This window comes from Solwaraspora sp. WMMB762 (assembly GCF_049179115.1).
Classification (GTDB): domain Bacteria; phylum Actinomycetota; class Actinomycetes; order Mycobacteriales; family Micromonosporaceae; genus Micromonospora_E.
In genome coordinates this window covers 6,966,316-6,984,688 of sequence record NZ_JBMHMD010000001.1, presented here as the reverse complement: position 1 = coordinate 6,984,688, position 18,373 = coordinate 6,966,316, and the positions used below count along the sequence as shown (strand labels likewise).

18 protein-coding genes are annotated in these 18,373 nt (G+C 70.4%); 11 read left to right on the top strand and 7 right to left on the bottom strand.

Annotated elements, in window-relative coordinates; translation table 11 throughout:
- Positions 1-187 precede the first annotated feature (187 nt).
- On the bottom strand, positions 188-535 hold the full coding sequence (locus ACN27J_RS31450) for a beta/gamma crystallin domain-containing protein (RefSeq protein ID WP_421371775.1): 348 nt from the start codon (positions 533-535) through the stop codon (positions 188-190).
- A gap of 121 nt (positions 536-656) precedes the next feature.
- Here ACN27J_RS31450 and ACN27J_RS31445 point away from each other — a divergent pair, with 121 nt between their 5' ends.
- Both ACN27J_RS31445 and ACN27J_RS31440 read left to right on the top strand, forming a co-directional pair.
- Positions 657-1,088, top strand: a complete 432-nt coding sequence (locus ACN27J_RS31445; RefSeq protein WP_421371774.1) for a hypothetical protein — start codon at positions 657-659, stop codon at positions 1,086-1,088.
- Positions 1,088-2,518, top strand: a complete 1,431-nt coding sequence (locus ACN27J_RS31440; protein ID WP_421371773.1) for a hypothetical protein — start codon at positions 1,088-1,090, stop codon at positions 2,516-2,518. Before ACN27J_RS31445 ends, ACN27J_RS31440 begins: the two co-directional genes overlap by 1 nt.
- On the opposite strand, the gene ACN27J_RS31435 is transcribed toward ACN27J_RS31440, so the two are convergent.
- Positions 2,497-3,966 carry an SDR family NAD(P)-dependent oxidoreductase gene (locus ACN27J_RS31435; RefSeq protein WP_421371772.1) on the bottom strand — a complete coding sequence of 490 codons (1,470 nt, stop codon included), beginning with the start codon at positions 3,964-3,966 and terminating at the stop codon, positions 2,497-2,499. The two genes, ACN27J_RS31440 and ACN27J_RS31435, sit on opposite strands and share 22 nt — an antisense overlap.
- A gap of 214 nt (positions 3,967-4,180) precedes the next feature.
- Here ACN27J_RS31435 and ACN27J_RS31430 point away from each other — a divergent pair, with 214 nt between their 5' ends.
- The 5 genes from ACN27J_RS31430 (at position 4,181) to ACN27J_RS31410 (ending at position 8,493) form a co-directional block, all read left to right on the top strand.
- Entirely contained in the window at positions 4,181-4,732 is a 552-nt protein-coding gene (locus ACN27J_RS31430) for an RNA polymerase sigma factor (protein ID WP_199757477.1), read from the top strand.
- The gene (locus ACN27J_RS31425; RefSeq protein ID WP_421371770.1) at positions 4,729-5,538 is read left to right on the top strand and encodes a hypothetical protein; all 810 of its coding nucleotides are present in this window, start codon (positions 4,729-4,731) and stop codon (positions 5,536-5,538) included. Before ACN27J_RS31430 ends, ACN27J_RS31425 begins: the two co-directional genes overlap by 4 nt.
- 131 nt (positions 5,539-5,669) lie before the next feature.
- On the top strand, positions 5,670-6,473 hold the full coding sequence (locus ACN27J_RS31420) for an ABC transporter ATP-binding protein (RefSeq protein WP_421371769.1): 804 nt from the start codon (positions 5,670-5,672) through the stop codon (positions 6,471-6,473).
- The gene (locus ACN27J_RS31415) at positions 6,470-7,882 is read left to right on the top strand and encodes a hypothetical protein (RefSeq protein WP_421371768.1); all 1,413 of its coding nucleotides are present in this window, start codon (positions 6,470-6,472) and stop codon (positions 7,880-7,882) included. The genes ACN27J_RS31420 and ACN27J_RS31415 overlap by 4 nt, the downstream gene beginning before the upstream one ends.
- Positions 7,879-8,493 carry a hypothetical protein gene (locus tag ACN27J_RS31410; protein WP_421371767.1) on the top strand — a complete coding sequence of 205 codons (615 nt, stop codon included), beginning with the start codon at positions 7,879-7,881 and terminating at the stop codon, positions 8,491-8,493. The genes ACN27J_RS31415 and ACN27J_RS31410 overlap by 4 nt, the downstream gene beginning before the upstream one ends.
- Before the next feature lie 72 nt (positions 8,494-8,565).
- On the opposite strand, the gene ACN27J_RS31405 is transcribed toward ACN27J_RS31410, so the two are convergent.
- Entirely contained in the window at positions 8,566-8,967 is a 402-nt protein-coding gene (locus tag ACN27J_RS31405) for a hypothetical protein (RefSeq protein ID WP_421371766.1), read from the bottom strand.
- Between the two features lie 108 nt (positions 8,968-9,075).
- Positions 9,076-9,489 carry a hypothetical protein gene (locus ACN27J_RS31400; protein ID WP_421371765.1) on the bottom strand — a complete coding sequence of 138 codons (414 nt, stop codon included), beginning with the start codon at positions 9,487-9,489 and terminating at the stop codon, positions 9,076-9,078.
- 390 nt (positions 9,490-9,879) lie between these two features.
- Here ACN27J_RS31400 and ACN27J_RS31395 point away from each other — a divergent pair, with 390 nt between their 5' ends.
- Together ACN27J_RS31395 and ACN27J_RS31390 are read left to right on the top strand one after the other, a co-directional pair.
- Positions 9,880-10,221: a DUF4212 domain-containing protein gene (locus ACN27J_RS31395; protein WP_421371764.1), complete on the top strand. Its 342-nt coding sequence runs from the start codon at positions 9,880-9,882 to the stop codon at positions 10,219-10,221.
- Positions 10,218-11,903 carry a sodium:solute symporter family protein gene (locus tag ACN27J_RS31390; RefSeq protein ID WP_421371762.1) on the top strand — a complete coding sequence of 562 codons (1,686 nt, stop codon included), beginning with the start codon at positions 10,218-10,220 and terminating at the stop codon, positions 11,901-11,903. Before ACN27J_RS31395 ends, ACN27J_RS31390 begins: the two co-directional genes overlap by 4 nt.
- Positions 11,904-12,044: 141 nt before the next feature.
- On the opposite strand, the gene ACN27J_RS31385 is transcribed toward ACN27J_RS31390, so the two are convergent.
- Complete coding sequence (locus ACN27J_RS31385; RefSeq protein WP_421371761.1) at positions 12,045-12,248, bottom strand: hypothetical protein; 204 nt, start codon at positions 12,246-12,248, stop codon at positions 12,045-12,047.
- On the opposite strand from ACN27J_RS31385, the gene ACN27J_RS31380 reads away from it, so the two are divergent.
- Positions 12,243-14,687, top strand: a complete 2,445-nt coding sequence (locus ACN27J_RS31380) for a low temperature requirement protein A (protein WP_421371760.1) — start codon at positions 12,243-12,245, stop codon at positions 14,685-14,687. The two genes, ACN27J_RS31385 and ACN27J_RS31380, sit on opposite strands and share 6 nt — an antisense overlap.
- Positions 14,688-14,735: 48 nt before the next feature.
- On the opposite strand, the gene ACN27J_RS31375 is transcribed toward ACN27J_RS31380, so the two are convergent.
- Positions 14,736-15,272 (bottom strand): DinB family protein, encoded by a 537-nt coding sequence (locus ACN27J_RS31375; protein ID WP_421371759.1) that lies wholly within the window; start codon positions 15,270-15,272, stop codon positions 14,736-14,738.
- Between the two features lie 87 nt (positions 15,273-15,359).
- Between ACN27J_RS31375 and ACN27J_RS31370 the strand changes: the two genes are divergently transcribed.
- Positions 15,360-15,869, top strand: a complete 510-nt coding sequence (locus ACN27J_RS31370; RefSeq protein WP_421371758.1) for a MerR family transcriptional regulator — start codon at positions 15,360-15,362, stop codon at positions 15,867-15,869.
- 154 nt (positions 15,870-16,023) lie between these two features.
- Here the strand turns inward: ACN27J_RS31370 and ACN27J_RS31365 are convergent, their stop codons facing one another.
- Positions 16,024-18,168: a cellulase family glycosylhydrolase gene (locus ACN27J_RS31365; protein ID WP_421371757.1), complete on the bottom strand. Its 2,145-nt coding sequence runs from the start codon at positions 18,166-18,168 to the stop codon at positions 16,024-16,026.
- Between the last annotated feature and the right edge of the window lie 205 nt (positions 18,169-18,373).

Here is an 18,373-nt window from a genome sequence, read left to right as displayed (position 1 = left end):
CGCTGTCTCGCCCAGGGCGCCGCCCCTTGTAAACGGAGTATTACCACCACGTTGATCGATCGCCAGAAATCCCTCGGGGATCACCCACCTGTCCGTCGGAAACGCCCGGCTCCGTCGCCGTGGGGTCCACCCACCACGGGAGGCAGGACGCGGCAGGGCGGGCCGACGGCAGGCGGTCAGTCGCTGGTCACCAGATCCGCACCTCGTACACCCGGACCCGGGTCCCGGCGAAGTCGGTGCCCCACCACTTGTCCAGCGTCTTGCTGTAGTACCGGCCACCTCGCTCGTAGTTGACGGTCGCCTTGTTGTTGCCGGTGTCGAACCGGTAGACACCGCCGATGTTCACTGCCATCGCTCCGGAGTTGGCGAAGCACCGAGCGGTGCCGACGCCGCCACCGAGATCGATGTGCAGAGTCAGGAAGTCGGTCCGGTTTCCGCAGCCGACCTGGTTGATGGCCATGGCTGGGTTCGGCGGCAGACCGAAGGTCAGGGCGGCGACCGCCAGCAGCCCGACGGCGATCCTCGTGAGGCGCATCCTCATCCGGCACGGTGCCCGCCAGCGTCCGCCCATGATCACGCCGGCCGAGTTACCCGTCGGCCTGGCTGAGCGTTTACCTACCTGTCGCCTGCCTCGTGGACCAGGAACAGGAGCGCCAGTGGAACTACGACGATCACGCCCGAGCCGACAGCTGGCTCAGGTGCTCGTGGTCATGCTCGCCCTGCTGTGTGTGGTGCTCGCCGGCCGGGGAGCCTACGACGCCGGTGTCACTGGTGTCGGATACGCCCGGTCACCGGGTCAGATGGCGTCGGACCGACGTCTGCACCACGACTTCGAGAAGATCCGCCGCGAGTTCGTCGCGACCGTGCCGCCGGGCAGTCGGGTGCTCATCGATCCGCCGCTCGAGCATCTCTGGCTGCAGCGTTTCAGTGAGTTCACCGCGCTGGCCGGCGGCACCGTGGTCACCAACCGCCGGGACGCCGACTACCGGGCCAGCCTCGTCCACCGGGACACCACGGTGGGACGCCGGTTCGACGTCGAGCTGACGGTGCTCCAGCCGACGGTGCCACAGCCGACGGTGCTCGACTGATGTCCGTCGTTCACCTGCTGACGGTCGCGCTCATCGTGGCAGCCGGACTGCCGCTGGCGTTCGCGATCGTCCGGTCCGTTCCTGTCGCCCTGCTGCTCGCTCCGCTCGCCACGGCGCTGGTCAGCACGGTCGCGGTGGTACTGATGCTGGTCTTCGGCGCCAGCTTCCGCAGCTGGCTGGCGGTAGCCTTCATGATCACCTGGGCGGTCTGCGGCTGGTGGCTACGCCGGACCTGGTGGCTGCGCCGGAAACAGCCGGCTCCGCCCGCCGTACCATGGCCGGCCGGCGCACCGTGGCTGGCCTTCGGCATCACGGCCGGCGTTCTCGCCGTACCGTTCCTTCTCGTCCTGCATCCGCCGACAAGTTGGGACGCGCACTCGATCTGGTGGCTGCACGCCGGGTACTTCACCTACGACGGCGAGATCGCCCGAGCGGCGATGGCCAGCCCCGGCTTCGCCTTCTCGCACACCGACTACCCGCCACTGGCCTCGGCCCCGGTCGCCGCGGCCTGGACCCTGTTCGGCCAGGGCTACCGGACCGCGCAGTTGGTGTCGGCCGTGACCACGTTCTCGGCGGTCGCCGCCACCGTCGTGGCGGTCGCGACCGCCTTCGCCCGGAGCCGGCCCTGGCTCGCCTGGGCCGCCGGGGTCGCGGTCGGACTGGCGACCTGGGCGACCGGAGCGGAGTACGTGGCCGCCGGCTACGCCGACGCCCTGTGGTCAGCGTGTCTGGTCGGTGCCGCTGCGGCTCTGCTACTCGGCCGCGATCCGTTCGTCCGTCCCGCTCTCGGGCTGGTGCTGCTGACCGCCGCCGTCCTCAGCAAGAACGAAGGGCTGGTGGCCGGCGGCATCCTCGCCGCCCTGGTGACGGTCCGGGAACGCCGTGACCTCGGCCGGGCGTGGCTGGTCTGGCTGCCGGTCGGGTCGGGCCTGGCCTGGGTCGGGCTGTCCCGCCTGGTGGGTTCGACATCGGACATCGAGCAGGCCGAGCCGCTGGTCAGCCTGTTCGGCGACACCGCCCGCCTGACCAGCCGCCTGCCCCCCACCCTCGACGCGCTGTGGGAAACGGTCGGTCCGCTGGTGGCCGTGGCCGCCTGCTGTTCGCTGGCCGGGGCCCTGCTGGTCCGTCGGCGACGTGCCGCACTCGGAACCGGGTCGGACCTTTGGATCTGGCTGCTCAGCTGCGGGTACGCGACGACGCTGGTGGCCACCTACGTGACCGGGCCGTCGGACGTCGACTGGTGGCTGGGCGCGTCGGCGGACCGGGTCACCGTCCCGATCGCCATGCTCGCCTGTCTGAGCGCCGTGTCGTGGCTGCTGGCCGCCGTGAGCGACCGCGACGGGCCGGCCGGTACGCCGGAGCGGTCGGGAGAGTCCTCGGCCGGTGACCACCCGCCTGCGGCTGCGGCCTACCAGGCGGCCGGTGCATAGTCCTTCAGGAAGCAGCCGAACAGGTCCTCGCCCTGCTCGCCACGGACGATCGGGTCGTACACCCGGGCCGCGCCGTCGACCAGGTCCAGCGGTGCGTGGAAGCCCTCGTCGGCCAGCCGCATCTTCGTCGGGTGCGGCCGTTCGTCGGTGATCCAGCCGGTGTCGACGGCGGTCATCAGGATGCCATCGGTCAGCATCTCCCGCGCGCTGGTGCGGGTCAGCATGTTCAGCGCGGCCTTGGCCATGTTGGTGTGCGGGTGACCGGGCCCTTTGTAACCACGGCTGAACACCCCTTCCATCGCCGACACGTTCACCACGTACTTGCGCCGGGCCGGCGCGGCGGCCATCGCCGGCCGGAGCCGGCTGATCAGGATGAACGGGGCGACGGAGTTGCACAGCTGCACCTCCAGCAGCTCCACCGCGTCGACCTCGTGCACCCGCTGCACCCAGCTGTTCACCGGGTCAAGGTCCGGCACCAACCCACCGGCGTCGATCGCGGTGGCCAGGGCGATCCGGTCCGGAGTGGCCGAGCCACTGGTCAGCGCCAACGCGGTAAGCGCCTGCGGGGTGATCGCCGACGACTGCGACGGTCCGGCGATCGCCGTCGCGGCGGTGCCCCGGCCACCGACCGAGGCGAAGCTGACGATCTCCGGCAGCGGCCCGTCGGGCAGCGGCGCCGACTCCGCGGCGACCAGCTGGGCGTACGCGCCGGGGCTGCGCCGGACGGTCTGCGCCGCGTTGTTGATCAGGATGTCCAGCGGACCCTGCGCGGCCACCGAGTCGGCGACCGCGATCACCTGGGCCGGGTCGCGCAGGTCGACGCCGACGATCCGCAGCCGGTGCAGCCACTGGTCGCTGTCGTCCATCGCGGCGAACCGGCGGGCGGCGTCCTGCGGAAACCGGGTGGTGATCGTGGTGTGCGCGCCGTCGCGCAGCAGCCGCAGCGCGATGTACATACCGATCTTGGCCCGGCCGCCGGTGAGCAGCGCCCGCCGACCGGTCAGGTCGGTACGGGCGTCGCGGCGCTCGTGGTTGAGCTTGGCGCACGGCGGGCACAGCTGGTGGTAGAACGCGTCCACCTCGCGGTAGCGCTCCTTGCAGATGTAACAGGCGCGGGGCTGGCGCAGGATGCCGGCGGTGGCGCCGACGGTCGACGACACCAGTGGGATGCCTCTGGTCTCGTCGTCGATGCGCCCGGGTGCCCCGGTGGCGGTGGCTGCGGTGACGGCCCGGTCCGCGGTGAGGACGGCGTCGCGCCGCTCGGCCCGCCGCTGCCGCTTCACCGACTTGTACAGCTTCGCGGTGGCCCGCTGCACCCGCACCACGTCCGGGTGGTCGGACGGCAGCGCAGACAGCGCCTTGATGACGTCGAGGCAGACCGCCAACTGCGCGGGATCGACCCCGGCCAGGGCCGACTCACCAAGCGGCCGTACGTCGTCCACCGTCATGTCCGTACCCGTCTCATCCCTGGAGCGTCACCGATGCGACCTGAAACTCTACGCACCGGGCCGGATGGGCCGCGAGAGCGTTGCGCCGGGGACAGCGGCGTTGCGCACATCGAGGAACCTCTGTCGTCGGCGAAACCGGCGATTGACGACATAATGTGACCCAGCTCACGCAAGATGGAAAACCACGGTAGGGACGCGGATCGTCTTGCCTGTTGTGAGACGGAGCTTGGACGCACTCGACGAGGGTGAGCTGCTGCGCCGCATCGCCCGGGGCGATCGGCGGGCCTTCGACGAGCTGTACCGCCGGACGTCGCCCTGGTTGACCGCGCGGCTACGCCGGCGGTGCGCCGACGACGACATGGTCGCCGAGGTGCTGCAGGACACCTACCTGGCGGTATGGCGGTCGGCCGGCAGCCAGGCCCAGGACGCGGCGAAGGGTAGCGCGGTCGGCTGGCTGTGGACGATCGCCGCCCGCCGGCTGGTCGACGCGTTCCGCGCCCGGGCCCGCCGGGAACGGGTCCCGGCGGTGCAGACCGCCGCCACTGTCGCCCCGGCCGCCGAGGACGAGGCGCTGGCCGGCCGGATGAACGCCGACCTGGAACAGGCGCTGCTGGCCCTGCCGGCCAACCTGCGGCAGGTACTGCGCGCCATGGTGCTCGACGGTCTGACCACCCGGGAGACGTCGGTGCTGCTCGGCATGCCGGAAGGAACCGTGAAGACGTATGCGCGGCGGGCCCGGATCGCGCTACGGGAGGCGTTGTCATGACCACCCACCCCACCCCGACCCTGATCTCCCGCTACGCGTCCGGTGACCCCCGGGTCGACGACGCCACCGTCTGGGCAGTCGAAGCCCACCTGGAGTCCTGCGCACCCTGCCGGACGCAGCTGTCCGACAGCGTCGGCCCGGCCGACCGGCAACTGCTCGACCGGGTGGCCGTCGGCGTCGCAGCCGGGATCGAGGCCGGCCCGGCACCGGTACGCCGTCGCCGGCTGCGGCGGTCCGGGGTCGCCGCCCGGATCCTCCCCTGGCTGGCCACGGCGGTCGCGTTGATGCTGATCGCGGTCCTGTTCGAGACCACCTTCGCCAGCCTGCCCTCGCTGGTGCTGCTGGTCGCTCCGGTGGCTCCCCTGCTGCCGGTGGCCGCGGCGTGGAGCCGCCGTACCGACCCGGCCTGGGAGCTGATGGCGACGATGCCCCGGACCGGGTTGCCGTTGCTGCTGCGCCGCACCCTCGCGGTGCTGACCGCGGTCGTGCCGGTGCTCGCGGCGGCCGGCTGGTCGACCGGGCAGTCCCCCGCGCTGTGGCTCCTGCCCGGTCTGGCCTTCACCGCCGGCGCGCTGGCGCTGGGCGGGCTGGTCGGAGTGGACCGGGCCGCGCTCGGGTTGACGGTCCTCTGGTCGGTAGGAGTGATCCTGCCCAGTCTGGTCGGCCGGCAACTCCCGGTCATCCTGGAGTCCGGCAGCTGGCCCGGCTGGGCGGTGGCCACCGTGGCGTTGGTGGCCGTCACGGCCGTACGGGCCGGCGACCACAACCGGCTACGCCTCGGCCGGATCTCGTCCAACCGGTCCTGACTCCGCGACGCCGGCCGGTCGGTCGGTCGGACACACGGTCGGTTCGGACGCACGGTCGGCCGGTCGGCTCACATCTTCCCCACCTGGCGGTGGTCCGCCAGGCGCCATGAGTTCCACCGAAGGAGAGATTGATGATGCGTGCGGTCAGCGCGGCAGAGACCGCACCCCCCACGTACGCGTGGGCGGTGCACGCCGAACGTCTGGTCGTCCGGGCCGGCCGGCACCTTGCCGTCAACGGGCTGGACCTGGCGTTGGGCACCGGCGTGCACGGCCTGCTCGGCCCGAACGGCGCCGGGAAGACGACCCTGATGCGGGCCCTCGCGACGGTGCTGAAGCCGGCCGGCGGCCGGCTGACCCTGCTCGGCGAGGAGGTAACCGGTCGGGCGGACCTGCGTCGGGTTCGGCAGCGGCTGGGCTACCTGCCGCAGCATTTCGGCTTCTACCCGCGCTTCACGGTACGGGAGTTCGTCGAGTACATGGCCTGGCTGAAGGAGATGCCGAAGGCCGCCGTTCCCGGTGCCGTGCAGCGGGCCGTCGACCGGGTCGGGCTGACCAGCCGGGCCGACTCCAAGTTGAAGACGCTCTCCGGCGGGATGCTGCGCCGGGCCGGGATCGCCCAGGCGATCGTCAACGACCCGGAGGTGCTGCTGCTCGACGAGCCGACCGTCGGGCTCGACCCGGAACAGCGCCTGGACTTCCGGGAGCTGCTGCGCGAGATCGGCTCGGACAGCTGCGTGCTGGTCTCCACCCACCTGGTCGAGGACGTCGCCGCGGCCTGCACCGACGTGGTGCTGGTCAACGAGGGCCAGCTGGTCTGGCAGGGCACCAGCGGCGAACTGGCCGCGCAGGGCAGCGCCGGCGACGCCGGGGACAGCGCCACCGAACGCGGCTACTCGGCGCTGCTGCGCGCGTACCGAGGGAAGGTGCCGGCGTGACCGGGCGAATCATGAAGACGGAGGTACGCCGGTCGGCGGTACCCGGCATCGCCATGCTGCTCCTGGTGGTCGGCGCGGTGTTCACGCTGACGTCGACCGAGTTCTTCGCGGGACGGTGGACCCAGCTGGCCCTCTACAGCCGGGGATCGCTGCTGTTGCTGATCCCGCTGGCGTTGGCCGGCGGCGCCTGGCTCGGTCGCCGGGACCGGCGCAGTCGCGTCGGTGAGCTGTTCGCCACCACGGTGCGGCCGCGCTGGCAGCGGACCCTTCCGCTCACCGTCGGGTACGCCGCGATCATGGTCGTGGTGTACCTGTTGGCGACCGCGGTCGGGGCGATCTGGGTGGCCCCGACCGCCGCCTACCTCTCCCCCACCGTGCTCGGCATCACCGCGGTCGGCGCGCTGGGCATGGTCGCCGCCAGTTGGCTCGGCATGGCCGCGGGTCGGGCCGTGCCCCGGATCGTCACCGCGCCGGTGCTCGCCGTCGTCGGGTTCGCCGTGGTGGCGCTGCTGCCGGACTTCGTCTCGATGTCGGGCTACGACGCCAACTTCGTCAAGGCCCGGCCGGATCCCTCCGCGTTGCTGCTCACTCCCGCTTTCCCCGGCGGCTTCGACGACCTGCAGACCCTCCCGACCTCGGTCAGCGCGCTGCAGGCTGTGTGGTTGGCGGCGCTGGCCGGCACCGCCCTGCTGCTGATCGGCGCCGCACGCCGCAGCGTACTCGCCGTTGCGGTGCTGCCCGCAGTGATCGGTGCCGCAGTGGCGGTGCCGCTGCTGCCCACCGGCGGCTACTACGGGGCGGCTGTAGTCGACCCCACCGCCGCCGAGCTGGTCTGCGACGACAACGGCCCACCGGTGTGTGTCCGTAAGGTGCACGCGGCGCTGCTGCCCGACATCGTCGGGCCGGTCCGCGAGGTGCTCGCGCTCGCGGCGGCCAAGCTGCCCAACCCGCCGGTACGCGCGGAGGAGACCGCGCGACTGGACGCGTACGCGGCACCGGACCAGCCAGCGGTACGGCACGACGCGGACACCCTGGTCTTCGACTGGCCCGGGTTCACCTCGAGCGGGAAGCCCGATCTCGGCGACGGGTACTTCCGGACGGAGCTGCTGGCGTCGGTGTGGTCGCAGGAGTGCCAGAACGGCGGCAGCGCAACCGGCCAGGTGGCTTTCGCTGCCGACTATGCGCCCTTCCAGCCGGAGGCGGTGGCGACGGCCTGGCTGACCGGCGGGCCTCCGCAACCGCAGGACTGGTGGCGGCCCCAGGACCAGCAGAAGATCGAGGCGGCGCACCAGGCGCTGACCGCGCTGCCGACGGATGAGCAGCGCCAACTCGTCGGGCAGGCCCGCGCGGCGGCCCTCGACTGTGACTACGACCGGTTCGAAGCGCTCCTGATGGCGGGCGACCGGTGAGGTTCGTCAGTCTCTTCCTGCGGTCGCGCCGGTTGCCCCTCGCTGCGGTCATCGCGATCGGCGCCGTCGCGCTGACCTGGGTCGCCTGGCCGCACTTCTCCGACGGGCAGACCGTCAACACCCGGATGATCAGTGTCGTCGTGTTGATCGCGGCGGTCGCGCTCGGCACCACGCTCAGCGGCGCCGACGACTCCTTGGACCACTCCGCCTCGGCCCGCTGGCCGGTCCGCCGCGCTGTTCACCTGCTGCTGACCGCCGTCGCGGTCGTCGCGCTGCTGCTGGTCACCACGGTGACCGAGGCCCGGTTCGAGCCGCTCGACGTGGTGATACGCAACACCGCCGGTCTGCTCGGGTTGACCGCGCTCGGCGCCACGCTGTTCGGCGCGGCGCTGTCCTGGATCGCGCCGCTGACCTGGACCCTGATCGCGATCATGCCGTGGATGGGGCCGAGTGAGCAGCTGCGGATGCAGGTGGGCGCGTGGCTGATCCAGCCGGCCGGGACCACCGCCGCCACAGTCTGCGCGACGGTACTGGCGGTGGCCGGGCTGGTGGCGTACACGGTGCGTGGCTGCCCGCTGCGGCCGGCAGCGGAGACGCTGCCGGACCACTGATCGTCAGGTCGACCGGCAGACCCACCGACGGGGTCGACCGGGCGCTGACCGGCGGCGGTTGCCCGCCGCCGGTCAGCGGTGGCCGGACAGCAGCCGCGAGTTGTACCTCTCGGTCGCCCGCAGCGCCAGGACCGGGCCGGCCACCAGATAGGCCACCCAGGTCATCGGCAGGGTGATCCAGCCGATCACGATGAACGTGAGCAGGACGTTGATCCAGAAGAACACCCAGAACGAGACCATCAGCACGATGCCGGTCGCCATCTTGCCGGCGTAGATGTTGCCGATCCCGAAGATCCCGAACAGGCCGGGCACCAGTTCCAGGGCGACCGCCGCGCCGGCCGATTTCGGCACCGCCGGGCCCTGGCCCGGGACGGGGGCGTAGCCGCCCGGTTGGTACGGCTGCCCCTGGTACGGCTGCCCCGACGTGGGCATCGGCTGCTGCGGCCCCGACTGGTAGGGGTTCTGGTAGGTCACCGGCTCAGTCTCCCAGCTCCCGCAGAGATCAACACCGTACGTTCGGTCGTCCGCCGCCGGTCTTCCGTCGCTGCTCGGCGGCCAGCCGGCGGCCGGCCGACCGGGTCGTCAGCGGATCGAGATCAGCCGGATCGCGGTACGCAGCAGTACGACTGCGGCACCAGCCACCATGACCATCCCGATCCCGGGCATCAGCTGCCCCCAGCTGCCGGTGGTCGAGCTGAGGTAGACCAGTCGGGCAGCCTGCCAGCCGATGATGACGGCGACCGCCAGCCCGGGTAGCAGGGCGTGCGCGATGGCTACCTTGCGGTACGGCAGCAGCGCGCCGGCGACGGCGATGAAGCCTGCGGACAGCGTCCACAGCCCGGGACCAGCGGTGCCGGAGAGCGACCCGAACGGGGTGATCACCCAGGGGAGCAACGAGCCGACCAGCGCGAGCAGGCCGCCGACGATCATGCCGAGGCTGCCGGCGTGCAGGATGCGCCGACGGGCAGGGGCGGCGGTGGATGCGGTGTCAGCCATGTCCGGATGCTAGGCCGGGATCCCTGGCGTGACCCAGCCGGCAATCGGTGAGTGGTCGAGCGGGGCCGCTGGACGGCCAGATAGTCACCACAAAACGTACGAACCGGGCGACGCCCCTCCACTTGTCCACCACCGCCGACCGCTCACAGGCCCGGGTAGACCGTTCACCGCCCCAACCCGGCGTAAGGCAGATCAACTATTGCCTGTCCGGGCCGGGTCACGTTCTCTTCCCAGATTAAGGGTGTGACCGACCGCACAAGCCGTCGGGCGGTCCCGACTGACCAGCGGAGGTGCGGATCGGACAGCGGCACAGTCGCGGCACGGTGGCCTGCCGGTCGCCGCGCCACGGCCCGTCACCTGCCGTTCCCATAACGACTAGGAGGCCCCACAGTGACTGACGTAACCCCCGATAAGAACGTCGGTGGCGGAGAACCGCCACCGACGACGTCACCGCCGGACAACGGTTGGCGCCAGGAGTACTGGCGCAAGAACCTGCGCCTCATGGTGATCCTGCTCGCCATCTGGTTCGTCGTCTCGTTCGTCTTCGGAATCCTGCTGATCCAGCCGTTGAACAACATCGAGATTCTCGGATTCCCACTGGGGTTCTGGTTCGCCCAGCAGGGATCTATCTACACCTTTGTGATCCTGATTCTGGTCTACGCGAAGATGATGGACCGGATGGACGACCAGTTCGGTGTCAGTGAGCGACCGGCGGAAGGGGGAGAGAAGTGACCCAGATCCAGGGCTGGACGCTCGGCTTCATCATCCTCACCTTCGCCCTCTACCTCGGCATCGCCTGGCGCAGCCGGGTGAAGGAAACAACCGGCTTCTACGTGGCCGGTCAGGGAATCCCCACCGTCGCCAACGGTGCGGCCGTCGCCGCCGACTGGATGTCGGCCGCGTCGTTCATCTCGATGGCCGGTCTGATCGCGTTCCTCGGTTCGGACGGTTCCATCTACCTGATGGGCTGGACCGGCGGCTACGTACTGCTGGCTCTGCTCATCGCCCCGTACCTGCGTAAGTGGGGCAAGTTCACGGTCCCGGAGTTCGTCGGCGACCGCTACTCGGAGACGGTACGGACGATCGCCGCCGTGGCCGCGATCATCATCTCCTTCACGTACGTGGTCGGACAGATGCGCGGCGGCGGCATCGTGTTCAGCCGGTTCCTCGGGCTGGACATCACCGGCGGTGTCATCGTCGCGGCGCTGATCATCTTCGCGTACGCGGTGCTCGGTGGCATGAAGGGCATCACCTGGACTCAGGTGTCGCAGTACACCGTGCTCATCATCGCCTACCTGATCCCGGCGATCGCGGTGGCGCAGCAGATGACCGGGCTGCCGATCCCGCAGGTCACCTTCGGGCAGATCCTCGGCGAACTCAACGCACTCAGCACCCAGATGGGGCTGAGTCAGTTCACCGAGGCGTTCTCCGCCCGACCGCAGATCGACGTGTTCCTGGTGACGATGTCACTGATGATCGGTACCGCCGGTCTGCCGCACGTCATCATCCGGTTCTACACGACGAAGACGGTCCGGGGCGCCCGCTACTCGGCGTTCTGGGCGCTGTTCTTCATCGCGCTGCTCTACACCACCGCTCCGGCGGTGGGCGCGTTCACCAAGCTGAACCTGCTGCAGGACGTCAACGGGGTCGCGGCGGACTCGCTGCCCCGATGGATCGAGAACTGGGCGGCGACCGGGCTGGTCACAGTCAACGAGAACGCGCAGACGATCCAGACGGTCAGCAACAGTGCGACGTCCGGGGCCGATCTGATCGTCAACAACGACATCCTGGTGCTGGCCAGTCCGGAGATCGCCGGCCTGCCGGCACCGATCGTCGGCCTGGTGGCCGCCGGCGGCATGGCGGCCGCGATGTCGACCGCCGCCGGTCTGCTGCTGGTCATCTCCTCGTCGTTCTCGCACGACCTGTACTTCCGCCGGGTCAAGCGGGACTCGACGGACAAGCAGCGGCTGCTCGCCGGCCGGATCGCCATGGGCCTGGCGGTACTGATCTCGGTGTACGCCGGCATCAACCCGCCGGCGTTCGTGGCCCAGGTGGTGGCGTTCGCGTTCGGTCTCGCCGCAGCGAGCTTCTTCCCGATCATCGTGCTCGGCATCTTCTGGAAACGATGTAACGCCACCGGCGCCGCCGCAGGCATGGTGTCCGGCATGGCGTTCACCGCCGCGTACATGATCTACACGTTGGAGGTGTTCGGCACTTCGGCGAACCCGCACATCTTCGACATCAGCCCGGAGGCCATCGGCACCATCGGTGCGATCGTCAACTTCATCGTCACGATCGTCGTGTCGAAGATGACGGCACCGCCTCCGGAGGAGATCTCCGAGATGGTGGAGAGCATCCGTTACCCGGCGGCCCGCCGCGCCGTGCCGGCCGGCTCCACCGGCGACTCGGCCTGATCCGGACTGTCTTTCCGATCCCGGACAGCCCCGCAGGGCGGGCCCCGACAACGACGTCGGGGCCCGCCCTGCGGCCAGACCCGACCGGAGGGCGGGTGGCCGGCCCTCCGGCCGATCTGGCCGTCAGTTCCGGTGCGGACGTCAGGTTTCGGCGGCGCCGGCCGCGACCTCCCGATGCACCACGTCGAGCAGGTGCCGCTTCATCTGGTTGAACTCCGGTGAGGTGACGTCCCGCGGTTGCGGCAGGTCGATCGAGCTGATTTCGGCGACACGGCCGGGTACGCCGTGAGGTTCCGGCGATCCGCTCCGGTGCGGGGCGATGGTTGCCAGAGTTGGGGTGTGCACGACGACAGCCCGCACCCGCATCCGACCGCCGGCGGCCTCCGCCTGGTGCGCCGGAATCCGCTGGTCACCGGCGATGTCAGCTGGATGGAGCTGTTCGTCGACCTGTTCTTCGTGTTCGCGTTCCTGAAGATCACCACCTTGATGGCGGCCGATCTGACTGCGGTCGGCATGCTCCGCGGGGTCTTGGTGATCCTGCTGCTGTGGCACTGCTGGACCCCGTGCGTCTGGCTCGGCAACGTCGTCCACCTGGACCGGGGCGGTATGCCGCTGATGATGGCCGGCATCGCCACCGTCCTGCTGGTGATCGGCGTGTCCGTGCCCGAGACGTTCGTCGACACGCCGGGCAGGCTGCCGGGACCGGTCATCGTGGTGGTCGGCTACCTGGCGATCCGGGTCAGCGTGCTCGCGGTCCTCACCCGGTCGCGGTGGTCGGAAGGGCCGGCCGGCCGCCGGCCGGCCGCGATCGCCTGGTTGACGCTCGCCGCGTCCGCGTCGGCGCTGCTGACCGCCGCGCTGCTGCCGCCGCACCTGCCGGCCCGGTTCGACGCCGACCTGGTACGGCTGGTGCTGTTCGCCCTGGCCCTGGCCATCGACTTCGTGGTGCTGACCGCGGTCGGCCGGGGCAGCTGGCAGATCGTCTCGCCGTGGCACCTGTCCGAACGGCACGCGCTGATCGTCCTGATCGCGTTGGGCGAAACGATCATTTCGATCGGCACCGGCGGTGGGGTCGGTGCCGACATCCCGGTCACCTGGCAGTTGCTCGCCGCCGCCACGCTCGGCCTGGTCGTCGTATCCGCCCTGTGGTGGACCTACTTCGACCTCGCCAAGATCCTCGCCGAACACGCCCTTTCCCGACGCTCCGGCGTCGACCAGACCCGGATGGCCCGGGACGTGTACAGCGGGCTGCACCTGCCGATGATCGGTGGGCTGATCTTCTTCGCCCTCGGGCTGAAACACGTGGTCGCCACCATGCCCGGCGGCTCCGAACACCCCTGGACCACCGCCGAGGTGGTCATCATGTACGGCGGGGTGCTGCTCTACCTGCTGGCACTGGTCGCCTTGGAATGGCTGTCCGGACGCCTGCTGGGTCGCAGCCCGATCCTCGGCATCGCCCTGCTGCTGGGTCTGCTCCCGGTGGCCACCCGGGTCCCGGCGTTGGGCGCGTTGGCGCTGCTGGCCGTCGGCGTCGTGGCGATGCTGATCGCCGACCGGACCGTGTTCCATCACCGGCACAAACAGCTGCACCGGCTGACCGAATCCGAGACGTCCCGGCTGCACGGGGTCACCCCCCGGGAGCTCTTCCTCGACCTGGTCTTCGTCTTCGCGTTCATCCAGGTAACCACGCTGATGACCCGTGACGCCTCGGTCCTGGGCATCGTCCGGGGTCTGACCCTGCTGGCGCTGCTGTGGTGGGCCTGGACCTCCTACTCCTGGCTCAGCAACGCGGTCCGCAGCGAGACGGTCCTGGTCCGGTTCACCACGGTCGGCATCGCCGCCTCGGTCCTGGTGATCGGCGTCGCCATCCCGCAGGCGTTCGAGCCGGCCCCGGGCAGCCTGCCCGGCTCCCTGATCGTCGTCGCCGGCTACCTCACCGCCCAGCTCATCCAGACGGTACTGATCCTGCAGGCGTCGCGCACCGAACCGGTGCTCCGAGCACTCGCTCGGCAGAACGCCGTCCCGTCCACCACCGCGCTGCTGCTGCTCGCCGGGTTCGCCGTGGTGGAGTTGGCGACGCCCGACCGGCTCGCCGGGAGCCCGGCCGTCACGCTGCTCTGGGTCGCCGCGCTCACCATCCAACTGGCCGGCAGCTACCCGACCGGGGTGAACTCCTGGCGGCCCCGCTCCACCCGGCACTGGGTGGACCGGTACGCGCTGATCCTGCTGATCGCGTTCGGCGAGGCGATCATCTCGGTCGGCCTGGCCGTCGCGGACCAGCCGGTCTCCACCACAGTCATGGTCATCGTCGTCACAGCGGCGGTCGCCGTCGGGGCCCTCTGGTGGCCGTACTTCACCACGATCGACTCGGCCCGGCTCGCCCTGGAGGCGCAGACCGGCGTCGACCGGGCCAAACTCGCCCGGGACGGGTTCACCTACCTGCACCTGCCGATGGTCGCCTGCGTCATCCTGATCGCGTACGGCCTGCATCAGGCCGCCGTGCCGCACGATGAGACCGGCATCCGGTTCGGCCACTACGCCTTCTACTGGGGGGTGGGGTTCTACCTGCTCGCCAACCAGGTGTACTGGTGGCGGACCTGGCGCGCGCTCAGCTGGTACCGGATCGTCAGCGCCGTCGTGGTCATCGTGCTGGCGTTCCCGACCGCCGCGCTGCCCGCCGTCTGGACGCTGCCGGCGCTGACCGTGTTCGGGCTGATCTCCGCGGCAGCCGAGCTCCTGCGGGTCGGTGATCTGCGGACCCGGCCGCCTCAGCCGACCCGCTGACGTTCGGCGGGGCGGCCGGCGGGGCGGTCAACGGTGGACGGGGAAGTTCTACTGGCCGACCGCCCCGTCGATGCATTCCCGCAACAGGTCGGCGTGGCCGTTGTGCCGGGCGTACTCCTCGATCATGTGTGTCAGCACCCAGCGCAGCGAGATCGGGCCGCGCCGGTCGGAGCCGGTGACGTCCAGTCCGGCGGCGTCGGCGACGAAGCGTTCGGCGTACTCGACCTCCTCCCGCCATGCCGCCCACGCCCGGGTGACGGCCGCCGGGTCGGCGACGGAACCGTCGAAGTCGTCGTTGGGCGCGGTCTGGGAGTAGAAGCGTGGCGGGGCGTCCTCGCCGGCCATCACCTGTCGGAACCAGTACCGTTCCACGTCGGCGAGGTGTCGCACCAGCCCGAGCAGCGACAGCGCCGACGGCTGCACCGACCGGCGGGCCAACTGCTGCGGGTCGAGTCCGCCGCACTTGAGCTCCAGGGTCCGGCGGTGCCAGTCGAGAAACCCGGCGAGGGTGGCCCGCTCGTCGCCGAGCCGGGGCGGAATGGCACGCGGATCGGCGTCCGGGTCGGTAAACATGTCGATCGTCATGTCGGCCATCATCGACGGGCCGCTCCGGCACGGCCAGCAACTTTCGGCTTGACCTTGGAGCGCGCTCCAAGGTCTACCGTCGCCATCATGACCACGGGCACCAGAGTCGAGATTCTCGACCGCACCAGCTGCGCCGCCGGGGCGGGCGACGCGTCCGGGACCGGTGGATCCGGGGCCGCTGCCGAGCGGAGCGGCCTGCGGGTCGCCGCGCTCGCCGCCGCTGTCGGTGTGTCACCGGACACCGTCCGCTACTACGAACGGGCCGGGCTGCTGCACCCGCCGGAGCGGACCCCCACCGGTTACCGGGTGTACGGCACCGCGGCGGTCGACCGGCTCCGGTTCATCCGGGGCTGTCAGCGGCTCGGGCTCCGGTTGCGGGAGATCGCCGATCTGCTCGCCGTCCGGGACACCGGCGTTTGCCCGTGTGAGCCGGCGGAGCAGCTACTGCGCCGCCGAATCGCCGAGGTCGACGTGGAGCTGGCCCGGCTGACCGCGCTACGGGCGGAGATGGCGGAGATGGCCGAGAAGCTGCCGACGGCGGCCTGCCCGCCGCCGGAACCGGGGCGATGGTGCCCACCGGATGGGGACGGGAGGTGATCACGATGCTGGAGCTGACCACGCGCTGCGACTGCGAGCCGGACTGCTGCGGGCCGGACTGCTGCTGACCAGTCGGCCCTCAGGGCCGGGTAGGTACCGGGCCGGTGGGTGCCGCCGGGTGTGTCGGCGGCACCCACCGGGTGCTGGGAAGATGCTACGAGGTGGTGCCGGTCACCGACGAACCGTTACGTACGACGGTGTAGGTGATCGTCGTGCCGCTCCAGAAATGGAAGGTGAGCGTCACCGGGGCGCCGTCGTTGACCTCGGCGAAGAACTCCGACGTCAGGGTGATGGTGTTCGCGGCGTAGTTCGGCCGGAAGGTGACGTCGAACTCCTTGTATGACGTCCAGTTGTGCGGGCCGGCGTTGGAACCGTCCGCGTACCGCGCCTCCATGGTGGCCAACTGGTCACCGCGGAAGGTCGTCGGGATGTTGAACGACGAGGTGGTGCCGCTCGCGTTGGCCAGTACCGGCGGATCCGACGAGATGATGTTGATCCGCCACGGCACGCCGGACGAGAAGCGGGCGTGCAGCGTGGCGTTCACCCCGTACGCCCGATTGCCGACCAGGCGGGTGACGGTCGACGCGGGCAGCGTCAACTGGTTGCCGCTGACCGTGTAGTCGGTCCCCCGGACCAGGTCGGTGCTGCCCTGCCGCAGCCCTTGGAAGGTCAGCCCGTTGAGGTTCAACGCGAGGGTCTTCGCGGTGACGCCGCCGGTCCGCGGCACGAAGATCATGTCGCTGGCGGCGGTGCCGGAGCGGGTGGTCCAGGCCGACTTGATCTGGGCGATCAGCTCCGGGTCGCTCCACTGGAAGCTGGTCCGGCCGAGGTGCTGGCCGTTGTCCCACAGCTGGGTAGCGATGCCGCGGGTCCGGGTGTGGTAGCCGAAGAACTCGAAGAACTTCAGTTTCTCGCCCTGCTGGATGGTGCCGGTGTGCCGGTCGAAGCCGAGCAGGCCGAACTCGCCGATGACGACCGGGATGCCCCGGGAGACGAAGGTGTTCTGCACCCGGTTGAGCGAGTCGATCACGTCCTGCTGGGCGGTGGCGTCGAAGCGGTAGCCACCGGCGACGTTGACGCTGAACGGCCAGTAGCCGTAGTAGTGCACCGTGGCGATCAGGTTGGGGTCGTTCAGCGCGGTGAAGGTGCTGGCGAGCTCGTCGAGCCGGGCCTGGTCGGATGAGGTGTGCAGGGTCGGCAGGATGAGCAGCCGGGTGGCGTTGTTGCCGCCGGAGTTGCGGACGATCTGGTGGAACCTGCGGTTCAACTCGTCGAGCAGCTGGGCGTTCTGGGCATCGCCGGAGCTGTTGCTGAACTGCGGCTCGTTGACGCTCTCGAAGTGCAGCTTCGGCGACGAGTCGCGGAAGGTGTTCGCCAGCTGGGTCCACAGCGCCGAGTAGCGGTCCAGGACGCCGGTGCGGTTACTCGGCATCGTGTTGATCCACTGCCACGAGTCGTGGTGCAGGTTGATCATCACGTACAGGTCCTCGGCGAGGGCCCAGTCGACGATCTGCTTCACCCGGGCGAGCCGGGTGGGGTCGATCGTGTAGTTTGGCGCGCCGCCGTGGTGGTGCGTCCAGGTCGTCGGGATCCGGATGCTGTTGAAGCCCTGCGACTTGATGGTGCGGATCAGGTCCTGGGTGACCAGCGGGTTGCCCCATGAGGTCTCGCCGCTGCCGCCGACGTTGTCGCCGGTCGCGTCGAGAGTGTTGCCCAGGTTCCAGCCCGGCTGCATCGCGTCGACGACGTCCTGCGGGTCGCCCGGCGGACGCGGGGTGGCGGTCGGCGTCGGGGACGGCGGCGCGGTGGTCGGCGGCACCGTCGGCGACGGTGGGTCGGTCGGTGGCGGCGTGCTGGGTCCGACGCTGCCGGTGCAGGTGACGCCGTTGAGCGCGAACGAGGTCGGCGCGGTGTTGCTACCCGACCAGGAGCCGTTGAAGCCGAACGAGACGGTCGCGTTGGTGCCGAGGTTGGCGTTGTAGCTGACGTTGGTCGCGGTTACCTGGCTGCCCGAGCTGGTGACGGTGGCGTTCCAGGCCTGGGTGACCTGCTGTCCGGACGGGAAGGCCCAGGTCAGCTGCCAGCCGTTGAGCGGGTCGCCCAGGTTGGTGACGTTCACGCTGGCGGTGAAGCCGCCGGGCCACTGGGCGGGCGCCGAGTAGACCACCCGGCAGCCGGCGGCCGCGTGCGCGCTGGCCGCGACGGCGACGCTACCGCCGACCAGTGCGGCGGTCACACCGCCGGCGATCAGGCCGGCACGCCACCGTCTGCCGCGAGCCGTCGTTGTCTGTTGAGTCATGTCGCTCCTCGCCGTGGGGTGTGCCTGCGGGTCAGGCACGGAGGGACGGGCACCGGCGGTCGCAACGCACAGCCAGCACCAGCGAAGTGGCCGCAGACTAAGTCGGGAGCCTAAACTTTGTCAATCGGCGTACGCCGATGTGGACGGCCGACGGTGAACCGCCACGGCCGCCCCGCCACCACCTGCGGACGCCCTCTGACCAGCA

Excerpts from the sequence above, each read along its gene's own strand:
- ACN27J_RS31450 (WP_421371775.1), bottom strand. The coding sequence starts at position 535 with ATGCGCCTCACGAGGATCGCCGTCGGGCTGCTGGCGGTCGCCGCCCTG.
- ACN27J_RS31440 (WP_421371773.1), top strand. The coding sequence starts at position 1,088 with ATGTCCGTCGTTCACCTGCTGACGGTCGCGCTCATCGTGGCAGCCGGA.
- ACN27J_RS31435 (WP_421371772.1), bottom strand. The coding sequence starts at position 3,966 with ATGACGGTGGACGACGTACGGCCGCTTGGTGAGTCGGCCCTGGCCGGG.
- ACN27J_RS31425 (WP_421371770.1), top strand. The coding sequence starts at position 4,729 with ATGACCACCCACCCCACCCCGACCCTGATCTCCCGCTACGCGTCCGGT.
- ACN27J_RS31420 (WP_421371769.1), top strand. The coding sequence starts at position 5,670 with ATGATGCGTGCGGTCAGCGCGGCAGAGACCGCACCCCCCACGTACGCG.
- ACN27J_RS31400 (WP_421371765.1), bottom strand. The coding sequence starts at position 9,489 with ATGGCTGACACCGCATCCACCGCCGCCCCTGCCCGTCGGCGCATCCTG.
- ACN27J_RS31375 (WP_421371759.1), bottom strand. The coding sequence starts at position 15,272 with ATGACGATCGACATGTTTACCGACCCGGACGCCGATCCGCGTGCCATT.
- ACN27J_RS31370 (WP_421371758.1), top strand. The coding sequence starts at position 15,360 with ATGACCACGGGCACCAGAGTCGAGATTCTCGACCGCACCAGCTGCGCC.
- ACN27J_RS31365 (WP_421371757.1), bottom strand. The coding sequence starts at position 18,168 with ATGACTCAACAGACAACGACGGCTCGCGGCAGACGGTGGCGTGCCGGC.